This window comes from Auritidibacter sp. NML120636, from assembly GCF_003185945.1.
GTDB classification, from domain to species: Bacteria; Actinomycetota; Actinomycetes; order Actinomycetales; family Micrococcaceae; genus Auritidibacter; species Auritidibacter ignavus.
Genome location: NZ_QHLO01000002.1, coordinates 296598 through 316334, shown reverse-complemented (window position 1 = coordinate 316334; position 19737 = coordinate 296598). Strand labels below are relative to the sequence as shown.

Below are 19737 nucleotides of genomic sequence, written 5' to 3'. Positions count from 1 at the left end.
AGGCACGTCGAGGTCTTTCAGATGGCTTGTGTAGGAACTTCCATCATCGGAAGGCCTCGACCTCTATCCAGCTATCGACGCGCCACTTCCCCGAGACCCCCGTCTACACCCTCGATTGTGAAGAGCCGCAAAACCGCCACATGTGGAGGCTACCGCCGACCGATGCGAAAGCAGTACTAGGTTGGGAAGATTGAGCACGTAGGGACGATCGCGCACGGTGCAACGTGCGGTCAGTATCCCATCATCTCGTCTTCAATTTCCTCATCGGTCTTGGAACCATCACGGCGACGCTTGACCGGCTTGGCGCGCTCGATTCGCTGGGCGGAGAGGAAACCTTGTTCTTCGGTTTCTCCGGACATCTCGTCTTCGCGACGTTGAATGGCCTTCAGACGGGCCATATAACCCCAGACGACGAAGCTCATCAACCCAAAAGTGAACCACTGCATCGAATAGGACAGGTGCGGTCCTTCATCCCGCTCGGGCGGGGGCAGTTGTTGGGGCGTGGATTCGGCATCGGGGGTTTCGCTGGCCATCAGCCCATAGGCTGCCTCGGCGATATCGTCGTCGACGAGATTATTGATCGCCGGTAGATCAATCGAGGCGACTTGGCCGGCGGGGGCCTGACGTTGCAGGGTGGGCTCGCCGTCGACCACACGGGCAATAAGCTGGACGGTGCCTCCCGGCGGGTCGGGGACGGCGTCAGGACCATCGGCGCCAGCACCGGTGGGCAACCAACCACGGTCGATCAGGATCGTATCGCCTTCAACGGTGCGAAAGGGTACCAGCACCTCATAACCGGGGCTTCCAGCTCGGGGCCGGTTGCGGGCCAGCAAGGTGTCGTCCGTCAGGTACTCGCCCTCTATACTGACCGGGGTCCATTTGTCCTGCTCGTCGAACTCGGTAAACATTGAGGAATTTTCGGCGTAGGGGACCGGGTCTTGATCGTAATTGGCCACGATTTTGTTGATCTCATCGAGCTTGTGCATGCGACGATCCATCTGCCAGTCGCCAAGGAAGTAACAGACCACCGCGAAGAGGATGCAGAATATGAATCCGGCGATCCAGGGGCCGGATAAGAGAAACCGGAAGTCCAGCTTCGGTTTCGGGTCGGTGGTGTGTGAAACCATGGACGTCTCTGTCAGAGGGGTCGGGTGAATTTCCAGAAAGTGCGCGCGGCGAGGAATTGTTCCAGGTACTGGCGATGGGCATCGCAGGCCAGCCAGGTCTTTTCCCGCTCGCGGGCGTGAATTTTGGGGTTATTCCAGACTATCTTCCATCGGGCGGTTTCTTGGCATCCGCGACGGGAACATTTCTGTTCGACCTCGGTCTGCCCAGCATCGGTGGCTGCCGAGCTGGCTGCAAACAGTTGGCCCAGCACGTCGTGTCCATGATCGGTCATGACGTGCTCCGGTCAGCGCGGTCGACCCGGTCAGCGCGGTCGGCCCGGTTGTGGCCGGGATCATCCGCAAGAGGATCGGCGTGTTGGTTCTGCGGTGCCCCCGGCGACGCCTCCGCTTCCTCAGACGCATCCGGTTCCTCAGAGGGCATGAGCTGCCCGTAAAGCGCCGAACCCTGCGCCGACGACGAGGAGGAAGAACCGGGACTGGGCTCGGGTTGCGGAAGTGCCTGTTGATCTTCGACGGTCGTGGATCCGATCTGTCGAGTGTTGTTGGCCAACACGACGGCGAAGTAAGGCAAGACCATCGCGGCAATGAAGAGCATCCAACGCAACCAGCCGTCGGCGAGCACCGCACCGATGAAGCATACGGTACGGATCGTCATCTGGATGGTGTAACGCCGGATGCGGCCGGACTGATCTTCGGTTAACGAGGTGTCGGCCGAGGTGATCTCGTACACCTCGTTGTCGTGCCCGCCACGACCGGAGGCCGGCCGCGAGGAGCGACCTCGGTGGTGTTCAGTCATCGGCTTGCCTTCTGGGTGGGTGCCATAGCGCGGTTGGTTGTCCCGTTTTGTCTCGTTATCCTGCAAGTCATCCTCCATTGTCCCACTTTCGCCCGTAGAGTGGACACTGATCAATCCGGGTGTTTCTTCCCCGGTGAACGCCCAATCCCGTACCGTCGTGAAATCGTCCCCTCGCACCAAGGAGCAGAGATGTCCGAGCAGTCTGATCAGAGCCCGCAGTCCATAACCGCCCGCACCGTTTTGGTTACCGGTGGTAACCGGGGGATCGGCCTGGCCATTGCCGAAGCCTTCCGGGATGCCGGAGAGCGCGTGGTGATTACCTCCCGCTCCGGTACCGGTCCCGAGGGGCTAGAGTGCGTGACAGCCGATGTGACCGATATGGCCTCAGTCGATGCGGCCTTTACCGAGGTGGAAGAAAAATTCGGGCCGGTCGAGGTGCTGGTGGCCAATGCCGGGATCAACGACGACCAGTTGTTGCTACGGATGGACGAGGACAGCTTCTCCAACGTGGTCGATACCAATCTGACCGGTGCTTTCCGGGTGCTCAAGCGCGCTGCTAAGGGCTTCATCCGGGCCAAGAAAGGTCGCGTGGTGCTGATCTCGTCGGTGGTGGGCATGTTGGGCTCGCCGGGGCAGATCAACTACGCGGCCTCGAAATCGGGACTGATCGGCATGGCCCGGTCGTTGACCCGGGAACTGGGATCCCGAAATGTGACCGCCAATGTGGTGGCACCGGGATATATCAATACGGAGATGACCGAGTCGCTGGACGAGGACTTGAAGAAGAAGTACAAGACCCAGATTCCGGCGGCGCGTTTCGCCGAGCCGTCCGAAGTGGCCGGTGTGGTGCGTTGGTTGGCTTCCGATGAGGCCAGCTATATTTCCGGGGCCATCATTCCGGTCGACGGTGGTTTGGGGATGGGACACTGACCCGAACTGATCAGCTCTGATCGTGAGATATCGTCAGAGGGAATGGATACGAGGAGAAAGAGCATCATGACCGAATTACCAGATCTCACCGGTCGCGGGGCGATCGTCACCGGGTCGTCTCGCGGGGTCGGAGCCGATACCGCGAAGTTTTTAGCCGAGCGTGGCGCCGGGGTGGTGGTGAACTACCGCCAGAAAGCACCGCGGGCCAAGAAGGTCGTCTCCGCCATCGAGGAAGCCGGTGGCAAGGCGGTGGCTGTTGGCGCAGATATCACTGAGGCTCAGGGCCGGACCGCCATGATTCAGGCAGCCACGGAGAATTTCGGAGAGCTGTCGATCCTGATCCTGAATGCCTCCGGGGGCATGGAATCCGATCTGGGTGAAGATTACGCCATGCGATTGAACCGTGACGCCCAGGTGGCGCTGTTGACCGAAGCCGCTGAGGTGATGCCCGAACAGTCCGAGGTCGTGTTTGTGACCAGCCACCAGGCACACTTCATCGATCAGGTTGATACCTTGCCGGAATACGAGCAGGTTGCCCGGTCCAAGCGCGCCGGAGAAGTGGCCCTGCGCGCGCAGATCCCGGCATTGACTGCCAAGGGCATCCGGCTGGTGGTCGCCACCGCCGACATGATCGAAGGCACCATTACCGCCACCTTGCTCAACCGCATGCGTCCCGGAGCGATCGAGGCACGTCGCCAAGCTGCCGGAAAGCTCTATACTGTGGCGGAATTTGCCGAAGAAATTGCCGGATTGGTAGGTCGCACCGATCTTCAGACCGGTCACACTGAATATGTCGGGGGAGCCGAGGACTTCTTGGCCGTGGCCGGCGATCCAGACCACGCAGAGAACTGATCAGACCGCGCTGGGGGCGGATCAGTAACCCAGTAGCGCCCGGACCGGATCCAGGGACGCAATATCGAGTTCTAGATCCGCGTGCGGGCGCAGTGCTGGTTTGGCGTTGAAGGCAATGCCATAGTCGGCACGTTGCACCATCTGCATGTCATTGGCACCGTCACCGATGGCGACGACCACCGCAGCAGTGGGCGGGTCGGTGGTTCCGAGGGTCTCGCGCCAGCGAGTAAGTTGCTGTCCTTTCACGGTAGCGTCAACAACCTCGCCCACCACGGCACCGGTCAGACGGTCGTCGACAATTTCCAGGGTATTCGCCCTGAACTCGTCTAATCCCAGTCGGTGGCGGAGGATCTGCAGCACCTGGGTGAAGCCACCCGAGACCGCGCAGGCAGTTCCGCCGTGGGCGTGGGCCGCGTTGATCAGGTTTGTCGCGCCGGTGGTCGGGGTAGCCAGCTGGGCCACCTCGGCAATGACCTGGCGAGGCAGTCCGGCCAGCGCGGCGACTCGGTGGTGCAGGGACTGGCTGAAGTCGATTTCGCCACGCATGGCACGCTCGGTCACCTCGGCCACTTCGGCTTCCCGGCCCGCGTGGGCGGCTAATAGTTCAATGACTTCTTGCTGGATCAGCGTGGAGTCCACATCAAAAACCAACACAACGGGTGCGGTGTTGAGGCGTTGTACCAAATCAGCCGGTAGCACAGCAACATGGAACCCTTCGGCACGATCCCCGGCCAGAGCGGACTCTAATGAGGCAGTACCTTTCTCGTCATGGTCCTCAGTCTGGTGATCCTGCCCTTGATCTGCAACCACGAAACGATAACCGGCCCACCCGGGACCGGCGACTGGCTCAACGTGGCGGGCTCTGGGATGCTGACACGCAACGGGCCGTGGACCATCAGCAGTTTCGGGGGCGGAATCTGAGCGGTAGAGCACGATGCGGGATCCGGCAGGGATATCCGACACCCCGGCCAGTTCACGCCCGGCGAGCTCGCCGACGTTCTGCTCGCAGGATTGCAACGCGGGAAAGCTTTTCCAGGACTGATTCGTTGCCATGCCGATTCCTTTCAAGACCTACAACCGTGCTTTAGCCTAGTCTGGAGACATGGCCTCTTCCGATACAGTTGACACGCCCGCCACGTCCCTGCCATCACCCCACGAATTTGATCCCCAACCCGACGCGGTGCTGGAATTTGCCGACGCGACGGTCGTGCGTGGCCAGCAAACCATCCTGGATGCGGTGAGCTTCTCCGTGACAGAAGGGCAACGCTGGATCGTGATGGGCCCCAACGGGGCCGGTAAGTCCACGCTGATCAACCTCGCTGCCACCCGGATGCACCCGACTCGCGGTAATGTCGCGATTCTGGGGGAGACCTTAGGCGCGGTGAATGTCTTCGAGTTGCGCCCGCTGGTGGGTGTGAGCTCAGTGCAGGTGGCCCGCCAGATCCCGGCCACGGAGAAGATCTTGGATACCGTAGTCACCGCGTCGTGGGGTGTTACCGGCCGGTGGACTGAAGAATATGATCAGCTTGACCTGGATCGGGCGCGCTGGTTGTTGCGTCGGTGGGGCATCGCTCACGACGGCGACCGGCGCATTGGAACTCTGTCCGAGGGTGAACTCAAGCGCGTGCTGATCGCCCGGGCGATGATGACGGACCCAGAACTACTGCTCTTGGATGAACCGGCGGCCGGACTGGACCTGGCCGGGCGTGAAACGCTGGTGCGCTCCTTAGCCCAGCTGGCTGAGGACCCCTTGGCCCCCACCCCGGTGCTGGTCACCCATCACGTGGAGGACATCCCCCAAGGCTTCACCCACGCCTTGGTGCTGCGCAACGGCCGGGTGGTTTCGGCCGGACCGATCGAAACGGCACTGACCGAAGAAACACTCTCGGAGGCTTTCCGGTTGCCGTTGCACGTCTCGCGTACCGCCGAGGGACGATTCACCGCCTTCGCCCGCGGCTAGGACCGGTTCGCAAACGCGCGACCGCAACACCCCCAGAGCACGTCCGGCCCATTCCTCGGATGGGTTCCCGTGCAGGGGGACGCAAACCCTCACCTGAGCCGGATCGAGCCACGGCAGTGCGATCGACGTTACTTCTGGCCCACCGGACGGTACACTACCTTGGGTGGAAATACTCGGATTGGAACTATGGCAGGTTCTGCTGGTGCTCTTGGCCGGCTTTTGGGCCGGAACTATTAACTCGGTGGTGGGCTCGGGCACGCTGGTAACGTTCCCGGTCTTGGTCTCGGTGGGCTTCCCGCCGGTAACAGCCCAGATGTCCAATGCCATCGGCCTGGTCGCCGCCGGATTCTCCGGCACGTGGGGCTACCGTCGCGAGCTGTACCAGGCTAAAGCCGTCGTCCCAGTGCTGACCACCGCCTCATTGCTTGGTGGACTGATCGGATCCGGTTTGCTCATGGTGCTCCCCGAGGCCGTGTTCAGCTTCGTGGCACCAATCCTGATCGTGTTCGCGATCATTTTTGTCATCCTGCAACCGAAAATGTCCGCCTGGGTGAAAGCGCGCAAGGCCCGACAGCAGCAAGACGATGCACCGCCGGCCGAATCCGAGTCCATCGTGCCGGTGCCCACCGGTCCGGTGTCACCGTTGCTGTGGGTGCTGGTGTTTTTGATCGGTGTTTACGGCGGGTATTTTGTCGCTGCCCAAGGCGTGTTGCTGATCGGTGTGTTGGGGGTGTTCCTCAATGGTTTGCTGGTGCACGCTAATGCGGTCAAAACCTGGCTGTCCACGGTCGTTAATGTGGTGGCAGCGCTCGGATACATCATCTTCGCCTTCGACCGGATCAACTGGACCGCGGTGCTACTGATCGCGGTCTCATCCCTGATCGGTGGTTCTGTCGGAGCCCAAATTGGTCGCCGGATCTCGCCGTTGGTGCTACGGATCGTGATCGTGATCGTAGCCGTGGCCGGTCTGATCAACCTGGTCTTCGATCCCTTTGGGACCGGAGCGTAGCCCAATATTTTTCACACCGACAACCCAGTCAACAACACCCGAAGGTGTCGACCATGACCCGCTATGAGGTAACTCCACAGGATCTTCAGCATCCTGCGGACACGCTGGCGGTATACTTTAACCTGAAAGACGCCACGCTACGCACCCGTACTGATGCCCGCTATGGGATCTATCTGGCCGAATCATCGACCGTGGTGCGCCGGGCGTTGATGGCGGGGCACACCCCGCGCTCCTTTCTGCTGGCCCACCGGTACCTGGACTCCTTTGCCGATGTGTTGGCGGCGTACCCCGAGGTGCCGGTATTCACCGCCGATGACGACCTGCTTGCGGCACTGACCGGATTCCATCTGCATCGCGGGGCGCTGGCGGCGATGGAACGACCCGCACCGAGGACGTTGGAGGCGGTCACCGGGAAAGGCACCCGGCGGGTGATCGTGGCCGAAGGGGTCAATAATCATACCAATGTGGGCTCAATTTTTCGCACCGGCGCGGCATTGGGCTGGGACGCGGTCATTCTGACTCCCACCGCAGCCGATCCGTACTATCGGCGCGCATTGCGGGTGTCGATGGGCGCGACCTTAACGTTGCCCTTTGCTCGGGTAACCCATACGGTCTCGGCGATCCAGCGGCTGCAGGCCCAGGGTTTCACTACGATCGCGTTAGAATTGACCGATCAGGCCCAGGATATCGGTGATCCGATGTGGCAACATCTCGATCGGCTGGCTTTGGTCCTCGGCGCTGAAGGCCCCGGAATCACCCAACCGACCCTGGAAGCCGTGGATGCCCACGTGCAGATCCCGCAGCACACCGGGGCCATCGAGCACACCGGGGTCGACTCGCTCAACGTCGCCCACGCGGCCTCGATCGCCATGTGGCAATTGCGCGCCCCATAGCCCTGATCGGCCTGGCACGGCCCCAGCCCCAGCACTGACAGACCCGGCGTAATGTCGGTCTCGCCAGGGCCATTGGCCGTGCACGGTACCAACGGTGTATGATGAATAGCTGGCCCTGATGGGCTATTGCACGATGATTGATCGATCTTTCGTGTCCCTGGCAAAATCCAGGGACACCCAGCGAAGGAATCCTGATGAAAACTGATATTCACCCCGATTACCACTTGGTAATCTTCAACGATCTGGCCTCCGGCGAAAAAGTGCTGACCCGGTCCACCGTCACCTCCGAGCGCACCATGGAGTGGGAAGACGGCAACGAGTACCCGGTCATCGACGTCGAGATCTCCTCAGTCTCTCACCCGTTCTACACTGGTAAACAGCGCATTATGGACAGCGCTGGTCGTGTGGAGCGCTTCAACGCCCGCTTCAAGGGCTTCGGCGGTAAGAAGTAAGCTTGTTGATCAACTCGACGCTCAGATAGCTCCCATTCGGTCAGTTTCGACGACCGGGTGGGAGCTTTTGTTTACAGCCGGGAGCGGTCGATCTGTAGCTCGGGCACCGCGGTGAGCAATTGTTGTGTGTAGGGGTGGCGTGGCGAGGCGAAGATATCGCTGGTGGCCCCTTGTTCCACGCACCGGCCCCGATACATCACCGCCACCTGGTCGCTCATGTGCTCGATCACTCCCAGATCGTGGGAGATCAGCACCATGCTGGTCCCACGCGCGCGTTGAATCTCATCTAGCAGGTCCAGGATGGTGGCTTGGATCGAAACGTCGAGGGCGGACACCGGTTCGTCAAGCACGAGCACCTCGGGGCTAGTGGCCAGGGCCCGGGCAATAGCCAGTCGCTGACGTTGCCCCCCGGAGAGTTGGGCCGGGTTGCGGGAGGCCAATGAGGGGGCGAGCCTGACGCCATCGAGTAGGTCGGTGACCTGGTCACGATAGCGTGCCCCGCGTCGGTGACGGCCACGGCTGAGCGCATCAACGAGGATATTTTCGACACTGTAGCGCGGATCGAAACTGGCCAGTGGGTTTTGGTAAATCGCACCGAGCCGTTCCCGGTGGGCGCGTCGATCCGATTCGGTGGCGGGGGTAAACTGCGTCTGGCCGAGCCTGACGGTGCCGGCCTCGGGTTCTTCCAACCCGAGGATGAGCCGGGCGGTCGTGGTTTTGCCGGACCCTGATTCGCCAACAATCCCTAGGGTGGTGCCTCGGTTGAGGCTGAAACTGACCCCGTCCACGGCGGTCAGAGATCCGAAGGACTTGCTCAGCCCGTCCACGACCAGCACCGGGCAGGACTGCTGCTGGGTGGTCGTCACTGAAGAGAGCTCTGGGCGGTCGGCTGGTTGTTTGGGGCGTGAGGGTTCGACCGTGGTCGGCGACAGCGGCTGGTGTCGGGGAACCCCGCGGGGCATCGCCTTGAGCAGGGTTTTGGTGTAGTCGTGTTCGCAGGCGGTGAGCATGGTCTCAGTGGTACCGGTTTCGACAATTTCGCCGTGGCGCATCACCGCGATGCGATCGGCTACCCGGGCAACTTGGGCCAGATCGTGGCTGATCATCAGTACCGCGCGCCCGTGGTCCCGCATGGTAGCCAGCTGGTCGAGCACCACCGCGGTCAGCGGCGCATCGAGGGCGGTGGTGGCTTCATCGGCGATGACCACCTCGGGGTTTCCAATCAGGGCTTGGGCGATCAACACTCGTTGGCGCATCCCGCCGGAGAGTTGGTGGGAGTATTGTCGAGCACGTCGGTCCGGATCCGGCATTTTGACCGTTTCCAGGGCCTGGAGCACCCGGTCGCGACGCGTCGTGCGATCCAGCCAGCCGTGCCGGCGTAAGACGTCGTCGATCTCCCGACCGATGGGACGTAACGGGTCCAAGGCGGACAGGGCATCTTGGAGGATCATCGCGATCTGGTTACCGCGCAGAGCCCGCCAGTCCCGTTCGCCATAGTCCCGGGCGTCAGCACCGAAGATCTCCAGGGTGTCGGCGTGGACCGTGCCACCCGATAAGCCCATCAGGCTACGGGCGGTCACAGATTTGCCGGAGCCGGATTCACCCACCAGGGCCAAACATTCCCCAGCGTGCACGCTGAAGCTGATGCCTTGCACCGCCGGGGTGGCCGAAAAGCTGACGGTGAGGTTTTCGACGGTGATCAGCGGGTCGCTGGGTGCGGGGCGATCGACAGGTTCTGGGCGGTGGGAGCAGGGGAGGCGGTGTTGCATGCTAGAGGGTGACCTTTCCAGACGAATGGGCCGATCCGGCACCGATCCCGCGACCAATCAGGGTGGCTCCGGCGGCAACAACCACGATGGCTAGCCCGGGGAAGACGGTCATCCACCAGGCCAGGTTTAGGTAGGTGCGGCCACTGGCCAGCATCGCTCCCCATTCCGGGGCCGGAGGCGGGGTACCCAGCCCTAAGAAGCTCAAAGCTGAGGCCCATACCACCGCTTGGCCGATCCCCAGGGTGACCAGCACCATCAAGGTCCGTAGCGCATTGGGGATCAGGTGGTTGACGGTTTTGCGGACCGGTCCCCGGCCCAGTACCGTGGCCGCCTCCATCATCTCGCTACCGCGCAGGATCCGGATCTGGGAACGGATCAGGCGGGCGTAGCCCGGGGCCGTTGAGCAGCCCACAGCGATAATCGCCGGTTCGGGTCCGGGTCCGGTGAAGGCGATAATGATCAGAGCCAGCAACAGGGCGGGAACCGCGTAGAGTGTTTCCAACACGGCCAGGATGGCTTGGTCGATCCACCGCGGTCCTAAGGCCGCCAGTGAGCCCAGGACCAGGGCGACGCTCATGCCGAGTGCGGTGGCCAATAATCCGATCTGCAGCGAGTCGGCGGTGCCGTGAATGATGCGAGTGTAGATATCGCGGCCGGATTCATCGGTGCCCAGCGGGTGATCGACCGAGGGCGAGCTGAACGCTGCCGCTGGATCGACGGCCAGCGGGTTGCCGGGGGCCAGCACTCCGGGAAACACGGCAGCGACGGCGAGCACGCCGATGAAGATCGCAGAGAAGATGTGACCGGTGCGACTCACGAACGTCTCACCCCCGGTTCCGGCACCACGCTAGGTGCGATGGTCTCCTCGGCTACGGTGGCGGGGAGTGGACCGTCGGGGCTGTCCTGATCGGGGTGCTGATCCGCGCCGGCGGGATTGATGAGCTGCTCGGTAGCTTCGGCCAGGGCCATGACAACGATGTAGCAGACCGCGCACAGCACAGCGATGCCGGTCACCAGCGGGATATCGCGACTGAGTACCCCTTGTAGCAGGGCCCGTCCGATACCGGGCCGGGCAAAGACCTCTTCAACCACCACCGCCCCGGACAGCAACGACGAGAACGACCAGCCCGACATATTGAGCACCGGCAAGATCGAATGGCGCAGTCCGTGGGCGAAAAACACCTGCACGGTGCTCGCCCCACGGGCGCGGGCAGCCAGCACGAAGGGGCTGGACATCGCCTGAGTGAGCGAGTCCCGCATCAGCTGGGCCATGAACCCAGACATCGGGATCGCCAGTGTCAGCGCCGGCAGGATGAGACCAGAGGCCCGACCGTTATCGATCGAGGGGAGCAGACCCAGGTTGGTGGAAAACACGGTGATCAATACCGCGCCGAGCCAGAAGTGTGGCACCGCGGCTGCGATGATTTCTAACAGACTCGTCATCCACCGGCTGGCCCGGCCACGACCGACCGAGATCAGCGACAACACCAGTGCCAGGAGCCATGCGGTGAGCAACGAGACCACGGCCAACAACAGTGTCTGCGGGAAGACGTCGCCGATGATCTCGGTCACCGGGTCCTGATAGGAATAGGACACCCCAAAATCACCGCGGAGCAGATTGCCCAGAAAAATCAGATACTGTTCGACCAGTGGGCGGTCGAGACCATATTCGGCACGGGCCATATCGAGTGCTTCGGCCGAGGCCTGGGAGCCGGGCCCGCCCATAATGGCTTCGGCCGGATCTCCGGGGATCGCCCGCACCCCGATAAAGATCGCGGTCGCTACCAGCCAGAGCACCACCACGGCGCGGACCAGTTGGCGCACCAACCAGGTTCCGAGGGGTTTGAGCACGGCGGAGGGCCTCCTCATCAAGCCACCCCGGCCTCGTCACGCGCTGACCGGTGGCCGATTGTTTTACTGCGCATCAACAAAGACGCTGTAGTACAGCGGGTTCGCGACCGCGTTGGTATCACCCATACCGCCGACGTCAGCCCGATAGAGGAACTGGTTCTGTTGGTTGTACAACGGCAACACGTAGTAATCCTCCAGGATGCGCCGCTGAGCCTGCTCGTACAGATTGGCCCGCTCTTGCTCATCGGTGGTCTGTTCGGCATCCATCAACAGCTGGTCAATCTCGTCATCAGTGACCTGGGCGTTATTGGCGAAATATCCCGACGGTGCCGGGATCGTGCCCTCGGAGTGGTAGAGAATCCGCAACACCGACGGACCTACCTTGGTGTAGGGGGCCGAAACCAGATTGTAGTTGTGCTCACCCAGCGCAGCGTACCAACTGGACAGGTCGAGCAATTCGATCTGGACATCGAAGCCCACCTCCGCGGCGGTGGCCTGAATCTGTTCAAACAGCGACTGCTCGGCCGGCACGGACTGGTTGGTGGAGACCGGGAAGGTTAATTCCAGGCGTTCGCCATCTTTGGTGCGGATCCCGTCGTCATCCTTGGTGTCCCATCCAGCTTCGTCGAGCAACTGATTGGCCCGATCGACATCCGGGCTAAACAGCTCTTCGGCGGAGATGCCCAACGGCTCCACCGAGCTCAACAGCGAGTAGCTGCGGTCGACCGTGTCGAAGAACAGGCCATCGATCGAGGAGTTGATATCCAGGGATTTGATGAACGCCTCGCGCACGGCGGGATCATCAAAGGGCGCCTTGGCGGAGTTCAGCTCGAGGCGGTTCGATGATCCCGGACGGGGTGCGTCGAGATGGCCGAAGGTGCCGGTATCGATGGCCTGCCGGACGTTATCGGGCTGGGGATTGTCGATCACATCGACCTCGCCGGATTCCAGGGCGGCATAGCGGGTGGATGCTTCGGGGATGAACCGCCAGATGATCTCATCCAGGTAGGCTTGGCCGTCGTTGTCTTCGGCTCGGGCGTCCCGGCCCTCATCGCGGTTGGGGACCACGTAGTCGTCGTTGCGTTGCAAGATGATCTGCTGTTGCCGATCCCAGGATTCGACGACGAAGGGCCCGGTTCCGATCGGTTGTTCACAGATCTCATTTTCGGTCCGGTCCAGGGACTCCGGAGAGTGGATCGCGGTCCACTGCATGGCCAGGGATTCCAGCAAGGAGTTATCGGGGCGGGACATGTGTAGCTCGGCGGTCCGATCATCAACGACGTCCACAGACTCGACCTGTTCGACCCCCAGGTACCCGGTCGAGGACTTGGTTTCGGGATCCTGCAGGTGCTCGACATTGGCCTTGATAGCCTCCGAGGTCAGCGGGGTGCCATCCGAGAACTGGATGCCTTCGCGCACGGTGATCGTATAGGTCAGTCCATCATCGGACAGCTCGGCGGACTCGGCCAACCACGGAATGATCTCGTCGTTCTCATCGCGGGTGAACAGCGTCTCCAAGAACTGGGAGGAGACCAGGGACTGCGGATAATTGCCTCCATTATGCGGGTCCAGGCAGTCGGGTTCGGCATCACCGGTCGCATAGGCCAGCGTGCCACCGACAACCGGTTCGCGGTATTCATCGGCGGCCGGCCCGGAGTTATCACCGGAGCAACCGGCCAGGATCAGCGCGCTGAGTGGCAGAGCGCTGAGCAGGGCGCGTCGTGAACGGGAACGATGTGAGCGATGGGACATGAGGGGGTGTGCTCCAAGATCTGTGATGAGAGTAAACCTAATGTTGGCACGAACTTAATACCGAACTCCAACGTATCGTATGTCCCGGTGTCACGTCAGAAGCGACGTCACAGCGGTCACACAGGGCACTCATGCATCCGAGTCTGGACGGGGATCGTGGCCGGATTTGTCTGAGTTGTCTGTCTCTAAGAGGGGGAAGAATCCCGTGCCCTGGTAACGGTCCTCATCGGTGGTCCGGCGCGGGCCCGCAGGGCGGGAGTCTAGGAAGGCCATAACGCAGGCCATCACCGCGCAAAAGACCATGATTACGGCCATGGGGTTGGAGATTGCTGAGGCGGCTCCTGCCATGGCTTCTCCAAACATTACGCCGACCACAGAGGACGTGCTTCCCGGGGCGTCGGGCAGGAAGAAACCAAGCACCAGACCGCAACCCAGTGAGATCCCCAGCCAGCCCAGACTTCGGCTGGGAACGCGGGTGCCTCGCAGATGCGGAACCGTCAGCGTGAGTATTCCGAGGATAGCCAGCACGGGCACCAGCGTGAGTGCGTAGATCACACTCAACGCTCCGGCGGTGCCGATCAGCACACGAGAGAGCCCGACCCATGCCACCACCATGATAAGTGCCACCCAGGTCAGTCCCACCAGACCGGGACGCGGCGGATGGGGACCGGTGGTCATCTGGGAGGAATCTTCGGCCATGCCTTCGAGGTTACCGGTCAACAGCGTAGGCTAGAGATGTGAGCGAAAATCATGACGAAGTCCAGCAGTCCCGTTCCGCCGTCCACGGTGCCACCCAAGATTTTCACGGGGAGTTTAAGGTCCCCGGGGGAAAACTCGTCGTCGCCGATCTGCAGGTGGCCGACGGTGTCATCACCACCATGAACCTCAACGGGGATTTCTTCTTGGAACCCGATGAGGCCCTAGCCGAGATCAACCGGGCCCTGTTGGGCTTGCCGGTGGATGCCTCGCATGCCGAGCTGGCCAGTGCGGTCAATCACGCGGTGGCCGAAGGCACGGTGATGTTCGGTTTTGATGCCAATGCGATCGCCACCGCGGTGCGTCGTGCCACCGGTTATGCCACCCGGTGGGAGGATCACCAGTGGGAGGTCATCCGCCCACAGGTGATTCCGATCCAGACCCAAGTGGCCCTGGACCAGTTGCTCACCGAGGATGTGGCCGCCGGACGCACCCGCCCGGCGATGCGGTTGTGGCAGTGGCCCGAAGATCAACCCTCGGTGGTGATCGGCTCCTTCCAGTCCTACTCCAATGAGGTCGATCCCCAGGCCGTCGACGAGCACGGGATCACCGTGGTGCGTCGCGTCTCCGGTGGTGGGGCGATGTTCATGGAAGACGATAACTGCGTAACCTACTCGCTGTACTTACCGACCTCGCTCGTCGATGGGATGAGCTTTACCGACTCGTACCCGTTCCTGGATTCTTGGGTCATGGACGCATTGGCTTCCACCGGGGTAAAGGCGTTCTACCAGCCACTGAATGACATTGCCACTCCGGAGGGCAAGATCGGTGGGGCAGCCCAAAAGCGATTGGCTGCTGGGTCAATGTTGCACCACGTGACGATGAGTTACGACATTGATGCCGAGAAGATGACCCAGGTGTTGCGCATTGGCCGAGAGAAGATCTCTGATAAGGGTGTTCGTTCGGCCAAGAAGCGCGTGGATCCGCTCCGGCGCCAAACCGGTCTCAGCCGGCAACAGATCTGGGACGTGCTGATCAACACCTTTGCCGAGCACTACCAGGCCGAGGTGCGGGACCTCACCGATGAGGAGATCGCCCGTGCTGAGGCGTTGGCGGCCGAGAAGTTCTCCACCGAGTCCTGGACCCACCGGGTGCCTTAGGGCCAGCTGGTGTGCGGGGAACCGCCGATGTGGACCCGGCCGTTGAGCGTTTCTTCCTTTTCCAAATCGGTCAGGATCCGGCTGAGGATCCACAACTCGATGAACAGCGCCACGACGGTGGCACCCAGACCCCACCAGGGCCCCGGGGTCAGCCCGGCGACCAGATAGCCGACCAGCCCGGCCCCGGCGGCCACGGCTGCGTAGGGTAGCTGGGTGCGCACGTGGGTGATGATGTTGGCCTGGGACCCGGTCGAGGACAGGATCGTGGTGTCTGAGATCGGGGAGATGTGGTCGCCTAGCACCGCCCCGGCCAGTACCGCGCCCAGAGTGACCATCAAATGGTCATCGGCACCCAACGAGACCACGATGGTTCCAGCGATCGGGATCAACAGGCCGAAGGAACCCCACGAAGTGCCGGTGGAGAAGGCCATGAATCCAGCCACCAGGAACAGCATCAGTGGCAACCACTCGACCCCCAGGGTGGAGTCGCTGATCAGCTCGGCGAGGAATTCACCGGTGCCGAGCACTTCAATCAGGGCGCCGAGCATCCAGGCGAGCATGAGGATACCGATCGCCGGGGTCATGGATTTCAGCCCGGCGAACACGCCACGACCCAGCGCGCGGGCAGAATGGGAGAAAGATGTGTCGGTGCCGGTGTTGCGGATGTAGTAGAACAACGCGACGATCATACCCAACAAGCCGCCGAGTACCAGCGATTCGGTAAGCATCGTTTCACCGAGTGCATCGATGGGGTTCAGCGCACCGGATTCCAGCCAGCCGGTAACATACATCAGGCCGATCACGCTCAGGGTCAAGACCACCAGGGGGACCACCAGGGTGGATACTCCGGCCGTTTTCGCACTGGGAAGGTCTTCATCCAGTTCGCCGGGGATCAGTTCTCCGTCCCGGTAGGGTTTACCTTCGGTGATTGCCCGGCGCTCTTCAATCCGCATACTGCCAAGGTCTAGTTGTAGCGCGACCACGGCGATCACCAGGATGACTGCGGCGATGGCGTAGTAGTTGGACACCGCGGCCCCGAGGAAGAGCACCACGTCGTTGAACCCCAGCGTGGAGGCGGCAATGACGGGGGAGAGTAGCCCGATGATGCTAGCGCCCCAGGAGGAGAAGGGGACCAACACGGTCATCGGGGCTGCGGTGGAATCGACGATATAGGAGAGTTTTGCGCGGGAGACCCCGAACTTATCGGTCACCGGCCGAGCAACCTGGCCGACGGCCAACGCGGAGAAATAGTCGTCGATAAACAACAAGAAGGCCATACCCAAACTGAGGCCTTGGGCGCCACGGCGGGAGCTGATCTTCGTGCTGACCCAATGGGAAAAGGCTCGATTTCCCCCGGCCATCATCATCAGGGTGGTCATCACTCCCAGCTGCCACAGGAAGATCACAATAAAGAGGTTATAGGTGTCGAACTCCCCGTCGGCCCAGAACTGGGCCGCAAAAGCTTCCCAGACCGCCACCAGAAACTCAACCGGATGAAAGTTGGCGACCAGCAGGGCGGCGAGCACGAGACCGGATGCCAGCGAGGTCACCACCCGACGGGTAAGGATGGCCAACACGATGGTCAGCACGGGTGGAAGGATAGTAAGCCAAGGAAGTTGTTCAACCATGAGTGATGAGTCTTTCGGCGCGTGAGCGGACCTCCACGGCCCGCACGCGTGGGACCGCGAGAAAACTATTGCCGGTTATTATGCCACCGTTTGGCCTGGGCGTATAGCTCACAACGCAGATCTTCGGCCAGTTCGGTGATGACCCGACGCAATGCGGCCGGGGCATTGCGGTGCTCCGTCAACCAGCTGGTGCTTTGTGCCAGGAGCCACTGGGAGTCCACGAGCTGACTGGTGTTGTCCTGATCCGGCTGAGTTGCTTGTTGAAAGGAGCCGGTGAAGTCCTGGTGACCGGGGTACAGTCCGGTGATGGTCCGGGAGGCCAAGCCGTTGGACCGGTCAGACCAGATGGACTCAAGGTGATCGCGCAGACGGTCCCAGGCGTTGTCGAGGACAGCCTGTCCGCTGATACTCACCCCGTGGGCGATGGCGGTCAGCTCGTGGTTAGACAGGGCCGTGCCGTGATCATCGGTACCGGTGAGTACCTGATCGACGAAGCGATGTTGCTGTTCGACCTCGGGCAGGGCAGCGCGGGCGGTGAGATAGTGGATTCGGTTGGCGGCCGAGACGTGTTGGTCCAGTTCACGGTCTAGTCGCTGCTGGTCGACAGCACCGTGACTGGCGAGCGCGATTAAGAACTGCCAACGTAGCTCATCATCCACCCGCAGCCCGGGGGCGAGCCCAGAGGTGTGGACCGGGTCGCTACTGCCGAGCAGGACCACCAGGTCGCCACCGAGCTCAGGGAGGTGATGGGCGAGCCGGGCCAGGGCCCGGGCCGCATTGAGCTGACGATCGGAGCCATCACCGAGAGTTTCGAGTCCACCGGTCAGAGATTCGGCAAGACGGCGTCGGAGCTGCACACGCTGCCCGGTCGGTGCAAACCGTTCCAGGGCGGTAATCGCCTGGTTCAGCATCCGGGCATGGACGCCCACATCGTTGATCTGGGGGCTAATCCGGGCTACCCCGGCCACAAAGTCTTCGGCTGGAAGTTCGGCGTGGCGGACCATGGTCCACAGCGACGCCCAGGTGACGCCACTGGCGAGGTCATCTGCTATGGGGTAGGTCAGTGCGGCCGAGACCGAGGCCGGATCGAGCTGAAGGCGTGCGTAGGTCAGATCACGGTCATTGGCGAGCAGCAACCGGGGTGTGTGCGGGGCGCTGACCTGGGACTCGTGACCTTGCAGAGACACGGTGGTCTCGGTCGTGTCAAAAAAGACCGGTTCCGACAGGGCCCGGGTTAACCAGGTGGTGCCTTCGGTGGCGCGTTCCGGATTGGATTGGTAGATACCGACCTCGAGGGTGTGCGGGCGAAGCTGATCGTTGCCGGTGACCGGGTCGGTACCATGTTGGGTCAACGTGACACTACTGAGATGCTCGTCGGGGTGCAATCTCAGGGTTGAGAATCCGCTGGTATGCAACCACGCCTGTGCCCAGGCGGTGGTGTCGGTCCCGGCGGTGCGACCCAGGACCTCCATGAAGTCCTTCAAGGTCGCGTTGCTGTAGGCGAAACGGTCAAAGTAGTCCCGACAGGCGGCCATGAAGTTGTCTTGGCCGATGAAGGCGACCAGCTGTTTGATCACCGCGGCACCTTTGGCATAGGTAATGCCATCAAAGTTTTGTCGGGCTGCCTCCAGATCGGCAATATCGGCCACGATCGGGTGGGTAGTGCTGTAGCGGTCCTGGAGGTAAGCCCAACCCTTGCGTCCGTGAGCGAACGTGGTCCAGGAGCCCGGGAACTCGGTGGCTTCAGCCACGGCTAAGGCTCCCATGAAGTCAGCGAAGGATTCTTTGAGCCAAAGGTCATCCCACCATTTCATGGTCACCAAGTCACCGAACCACATATGTGACATTTCGTGCATCAGCGTGTTGGCCCGGGCTTGGTGTTGTGCTGTGGTGCTGGAGGAGGTGAAAACATAGTCCTCGGTGAAGGTCACCAGCCCCGGGTTCTCCATGGCGCCCAGGTTGTATTCGGGGACGAAGGCTTGATCGTATTTGCCCCAGGGGTAGCTGAAACCGAAGTGGTGGTGGAAAAAGTCCAACCCGCGTCGGGTGAGATCGAAGAGTTCCTCGGCATCAACAGCATCGGCCAGAGACTCGCGGGCGAAGATCCGCAGTTCGATCGGTGCTGTGTCGGTCTCGGCGTGGCCTTGCCACCGGTCGGTGAACACACGATAGGGACCGGCCAGCAGGGTTGTGATGTAGGTCGAGATCGGCGCTGTGGGGGCAAAGCTCACCCGAACCATGCCCGGCTGGTCCAGCGTCGTACGCTCGGTCTCGGGCTGGTTGGAGGCCAGCACCCACTGCTCAGGCCCGGAGAGGTGGAAGGTGAAGCGCGCCTTCAGGTCAGGCTGTTCGAAGGTGGGGAATACGCGACGAGCATCGGCGGGCTCGTATTGGGTGTAGAGGTACACCTGGTTGGTCTGAGGGTCTTGGAACCGGTGAAGCCCTTCTCCTGAGCGGGAGTATCGCGATCGCGAGGAAATGCTGACCTGGTGTTCGCCCGGGGCCAGCTCGGTGAGGACGATCCGGTTGTGACCAAGCATCTCCCCGGGTACGGCGACGCCGTCGACCAGGACCTGTGTCACGCTGGCGCCCAGGTAATCCAGGAAGGTGGTCACCGACGGTTGGTCACTGGTGACCTCGAGGTGGATCTGGGTGTGGACCGGGTAGTCGGGTTGGTCAAGATTTTCGGCGCCGGTGATATCGACGTCGACGTCATAGCTGATCACTCGCAACATCTCAGCCCGTTGCTGGGCTTCGGCTCGGGACAATCGGGTGGTATCGGGGATACCGTGAATGATCTGGGGCTGAGCAGCGCTGTTGATGTCGACCATGTTCTCCATGCTAGACCACTGCCCAAGCGGT

At 61.8% G+C, this 19737-nt stretch carries 18 protein-coding genes; 7 read left to right on the top strand and 11 right to left on the bottom strand.

Translation table 11 applies throughout. The features are described 5' to 3' along the window. Window positions 1-230 precede the first annotated feature (230 nt). Genes DCC25_RS03225 through DCC25_RS03215 form a run of 3 tightly spaced genes read right to left on the bottom strand, consistent with a single transcriptional unit; the run spans window position 231 to window position 1923 of the window. Window positions 231-1127: an SURF1 family protein gene (locus DCC25_RS03225; RefSeq protein WP_110098310.1), complete on the bottom strand. Its 897-nt coding sequence runs from the start codon at window positions 1125-1127 to the stop codon at window positions 231-233. A gap of 11 nt (window positions 1128-1138) precedes the next feature. Further along, a complete protein-coding gene (locus DCC25_RS03220; RefSeq protein ID WP_233242744.1) occupies window positions 1139-1399 on the bottom strand; it encodes a hypothetical protein in 261 nt (86 codons plus the stop codon). Beyond that, complete coding sequence (locus DCC25_RS03215) at window positions 1396-1923, bottom strand: DUF3099 domain-containing protein (protein ID WP_110098502.1); 528 nt, start codon at window positions 1921-1923, stop codon at window positions 1396-1398. The genes DCC25_RS03220 and DCC25_RS03215 overlap by 4 nt, the downstream gene beginning before the upstream one ends. Window positions 1924-2112: 189 nt before the next feature. Here DCC25_RS03215 and fabG point away from each other — a divergent pair, with 189 nt between their 5' ends. Both fabG and DCC25_RS03205 read left to right on the top strand, forming a co-directional pair. Next, window positions 2113-2853, top strand: coding sequence for a 3-oxoacyl-ACP reductase FabG (gene fabG, locus DCC25_RS03210; RefSeq protein WP_110098311.1), 741 nt, complete (start codon window positions 2113-2115; stop codon window positions 2851-2853). Window positions 2854-2919: 66 nt separating this feature from the next. After that, complete coding sequence (locus DCC25_RS03205; RefSeq protein ID WP_110098312.1) at window positions 2920-3705, top strand: SDR family oxidoreductase; 786 nt, start codon at window positions 2920-2922, stop codon at window positions 3703-3705. Window positions 3706-3726: 21 nt separating this feature from the next. Here DCC25_RS03205 and serB read toward each other — a convergent pair whose 3' ends face one another. Then, entirely contained in the window at window positions 3727-4758 is a 1032-nt protein-coding gene (gene serB, locus DCC25_RS03200; protein ID WP_110100586.1) for a phosphoserine phosphatase SerB, read from the bottom strand. 49 nt (window positions 4759-4807) lie between these two features. Here serB and DCC25_RS03195 point away from each other — a divergent pair, with 49 nt between their 5' ends. The 4 genes from DCC25_RS03195 (at window position 4808) to DCC25_RS03180 (ending at window position 8019) form a co-directional block, all read left to right on the top strand. Next, window positions 4808-5665, top strand: a complete 858-nt coding sequence (locus DCC25_RS03195) for an ABC transporter ATP-binding protein (protein WP_110100585.1) — start codon at window positions 4808-4810, stop codon at window positions 5663-5665. Between the two features lie 163 nt (window positions 5666-5828). Then, window positions 5829-6674 (top strand): sulfite exporter TauE/SafE family protein, encoded by an 846-nt coding sequence (locus DCC25_RS03190; protein WP_110100584.1) that lies wholly within the window; start codon window positions 5829-5831, stop codon window positions 6672-6674. A 53-nt stretch (window positions 6675-6727) separates the two neighbouring features. Then, on the top strand, window positions 6728-7567 hold the full coding sequence (locus DCC25_RS03185; protein ID WP_110100583.1) for an RNA methyltransferase: 840 nt from the start codon (window positions 6728-6730) through the stop codon (window positions 7565-7567). Between the two features lie 194 nt (window positions 7568-7761). After that, the gene (locus DCC25_RS03180) at window positions 7762-8019 is read left to right on the top strand and encodes a type B 50S ribosomal protein L31 (protein WP_110100582.1); all 258 of its coding nucleotides are present in this window, start codon (window positions 7762-7764) and stop codon (window positions 8017-8019) included. Between the two features lie 71 nt (window positions 8020-8090). On the opposite strand, the gene DCC25_RS03175 is transcribed toward DCC25_RS03180, so the two are convergent. The 5 genes from DCC25_RS03175 to DCC25_RS03155 form a co-directional block, all read right to left on the bottom strand. Next, complete coding sequence (locus DCC25_RS03175; RefSeq protein ID WP_110100581.1) at window positions 8091-9788, bottom strand: ABC transporter ATP-binding protein; 1698 nt, start codon at window positions 9786-9788, stop codon at window positions 8091-8093. A 1-nt stretch (window position 9789) separates the two neighbouring features. Continuing rightward, window positions 9790-10605 carry an ABC transporter permease gene (locus DCC25_RS03170; RefSeq protein WP_110100580.1) on the bottom strand — a complete coding sequence of 272 codons (816 nt, stop codon included), beginning with the start codon at window positions 10603-10605 and terminating at the stop codon, window positions 9790-9792. Further along, window positions 10602-11639: an ABC transporter permease gene (locus DCC25_RS03165; RefSeq protein WP_233487880.1), complete on the bottom strand. Its 1038-nt coding sequence runs from the start codon at window positions 11637-11639 to the stop codon at window positions 10602-10604. Before DCC25_RS03165 ends, DCC25_RS03170 begins: the two co-directional genes overlap by 4 nt. A 63-nt stretch (window positions 11640-11702) precedes the next feature. After that, window positions 11703-13391: an ABC transporter substrate-binding protein gene (locus DCC25_RS03160; protein ID WP_110100578.1), complete on the bottom strand. Its 1689-nt coding sequence runs from the start codon at window positions 13389-13391 to the stop codon at window positions 11703-11705. 129 nt (window positions 13392-13520) lie between these two features. Beyond that, the gene (locus DCC25_RS03155; protein WP_110100577.1) at window positions 13521-14090 is read right to left on the bottom strand and encodes a hypothetical protein; all 570 of its coding nucleotides are present in this window, start codon (window positions 14088-14090) and stop codon (window positions 13521-13523) included. A 38-nt stretch (window positions 14091-14128) separates the two neighbouring features. Here DCC25_RS03155 and DCC25_RS03150 point away from each other — a divergent pair, with 38 nt between their 5' ends. Beyond that, a complete protein-coding gene (locus DCC25_RS03150) occupies window positions 14129-15247 on the top strand; it encodes a lipoate--protein ligase family protein (RefSeq protein ID WP_370443903.1) in 1119 nt (372 codons plus the stop codon). Here the strand turns inward: DCC25_RS03150 and DCC25_RS03145 are convergent. Both DCC25_RS03145 and pepN read right to left on the bottom strand, forming a co-directional pair. Beyond that, a complete protein-coding gene (locus tag DCC25_RS03145) occupies window positions 15244-16875 on the bottom strand; it encodes a Na+/H+ antiporter NhaC family protein (protein ID WP_110100576.1) in 1632 nt (543 codons plus the stop codon). The genes DCC25_RS03150 and DCC25_RS03145 overlap by 4 nt on opposite strands. Before the next feature lie 65 nt (window positions 16876-16940). Continuing rightward, entirely contained in the window at window positions 16941-19715 is a 2775-nt protein-coding gene (gene pepN, locus DCC25_RS03140; protein WP_233487878.1) for an aminopeptidase N, read from the bottom strand. Window positions 19716-19737 lie beyond the last annotated feature (22 nt).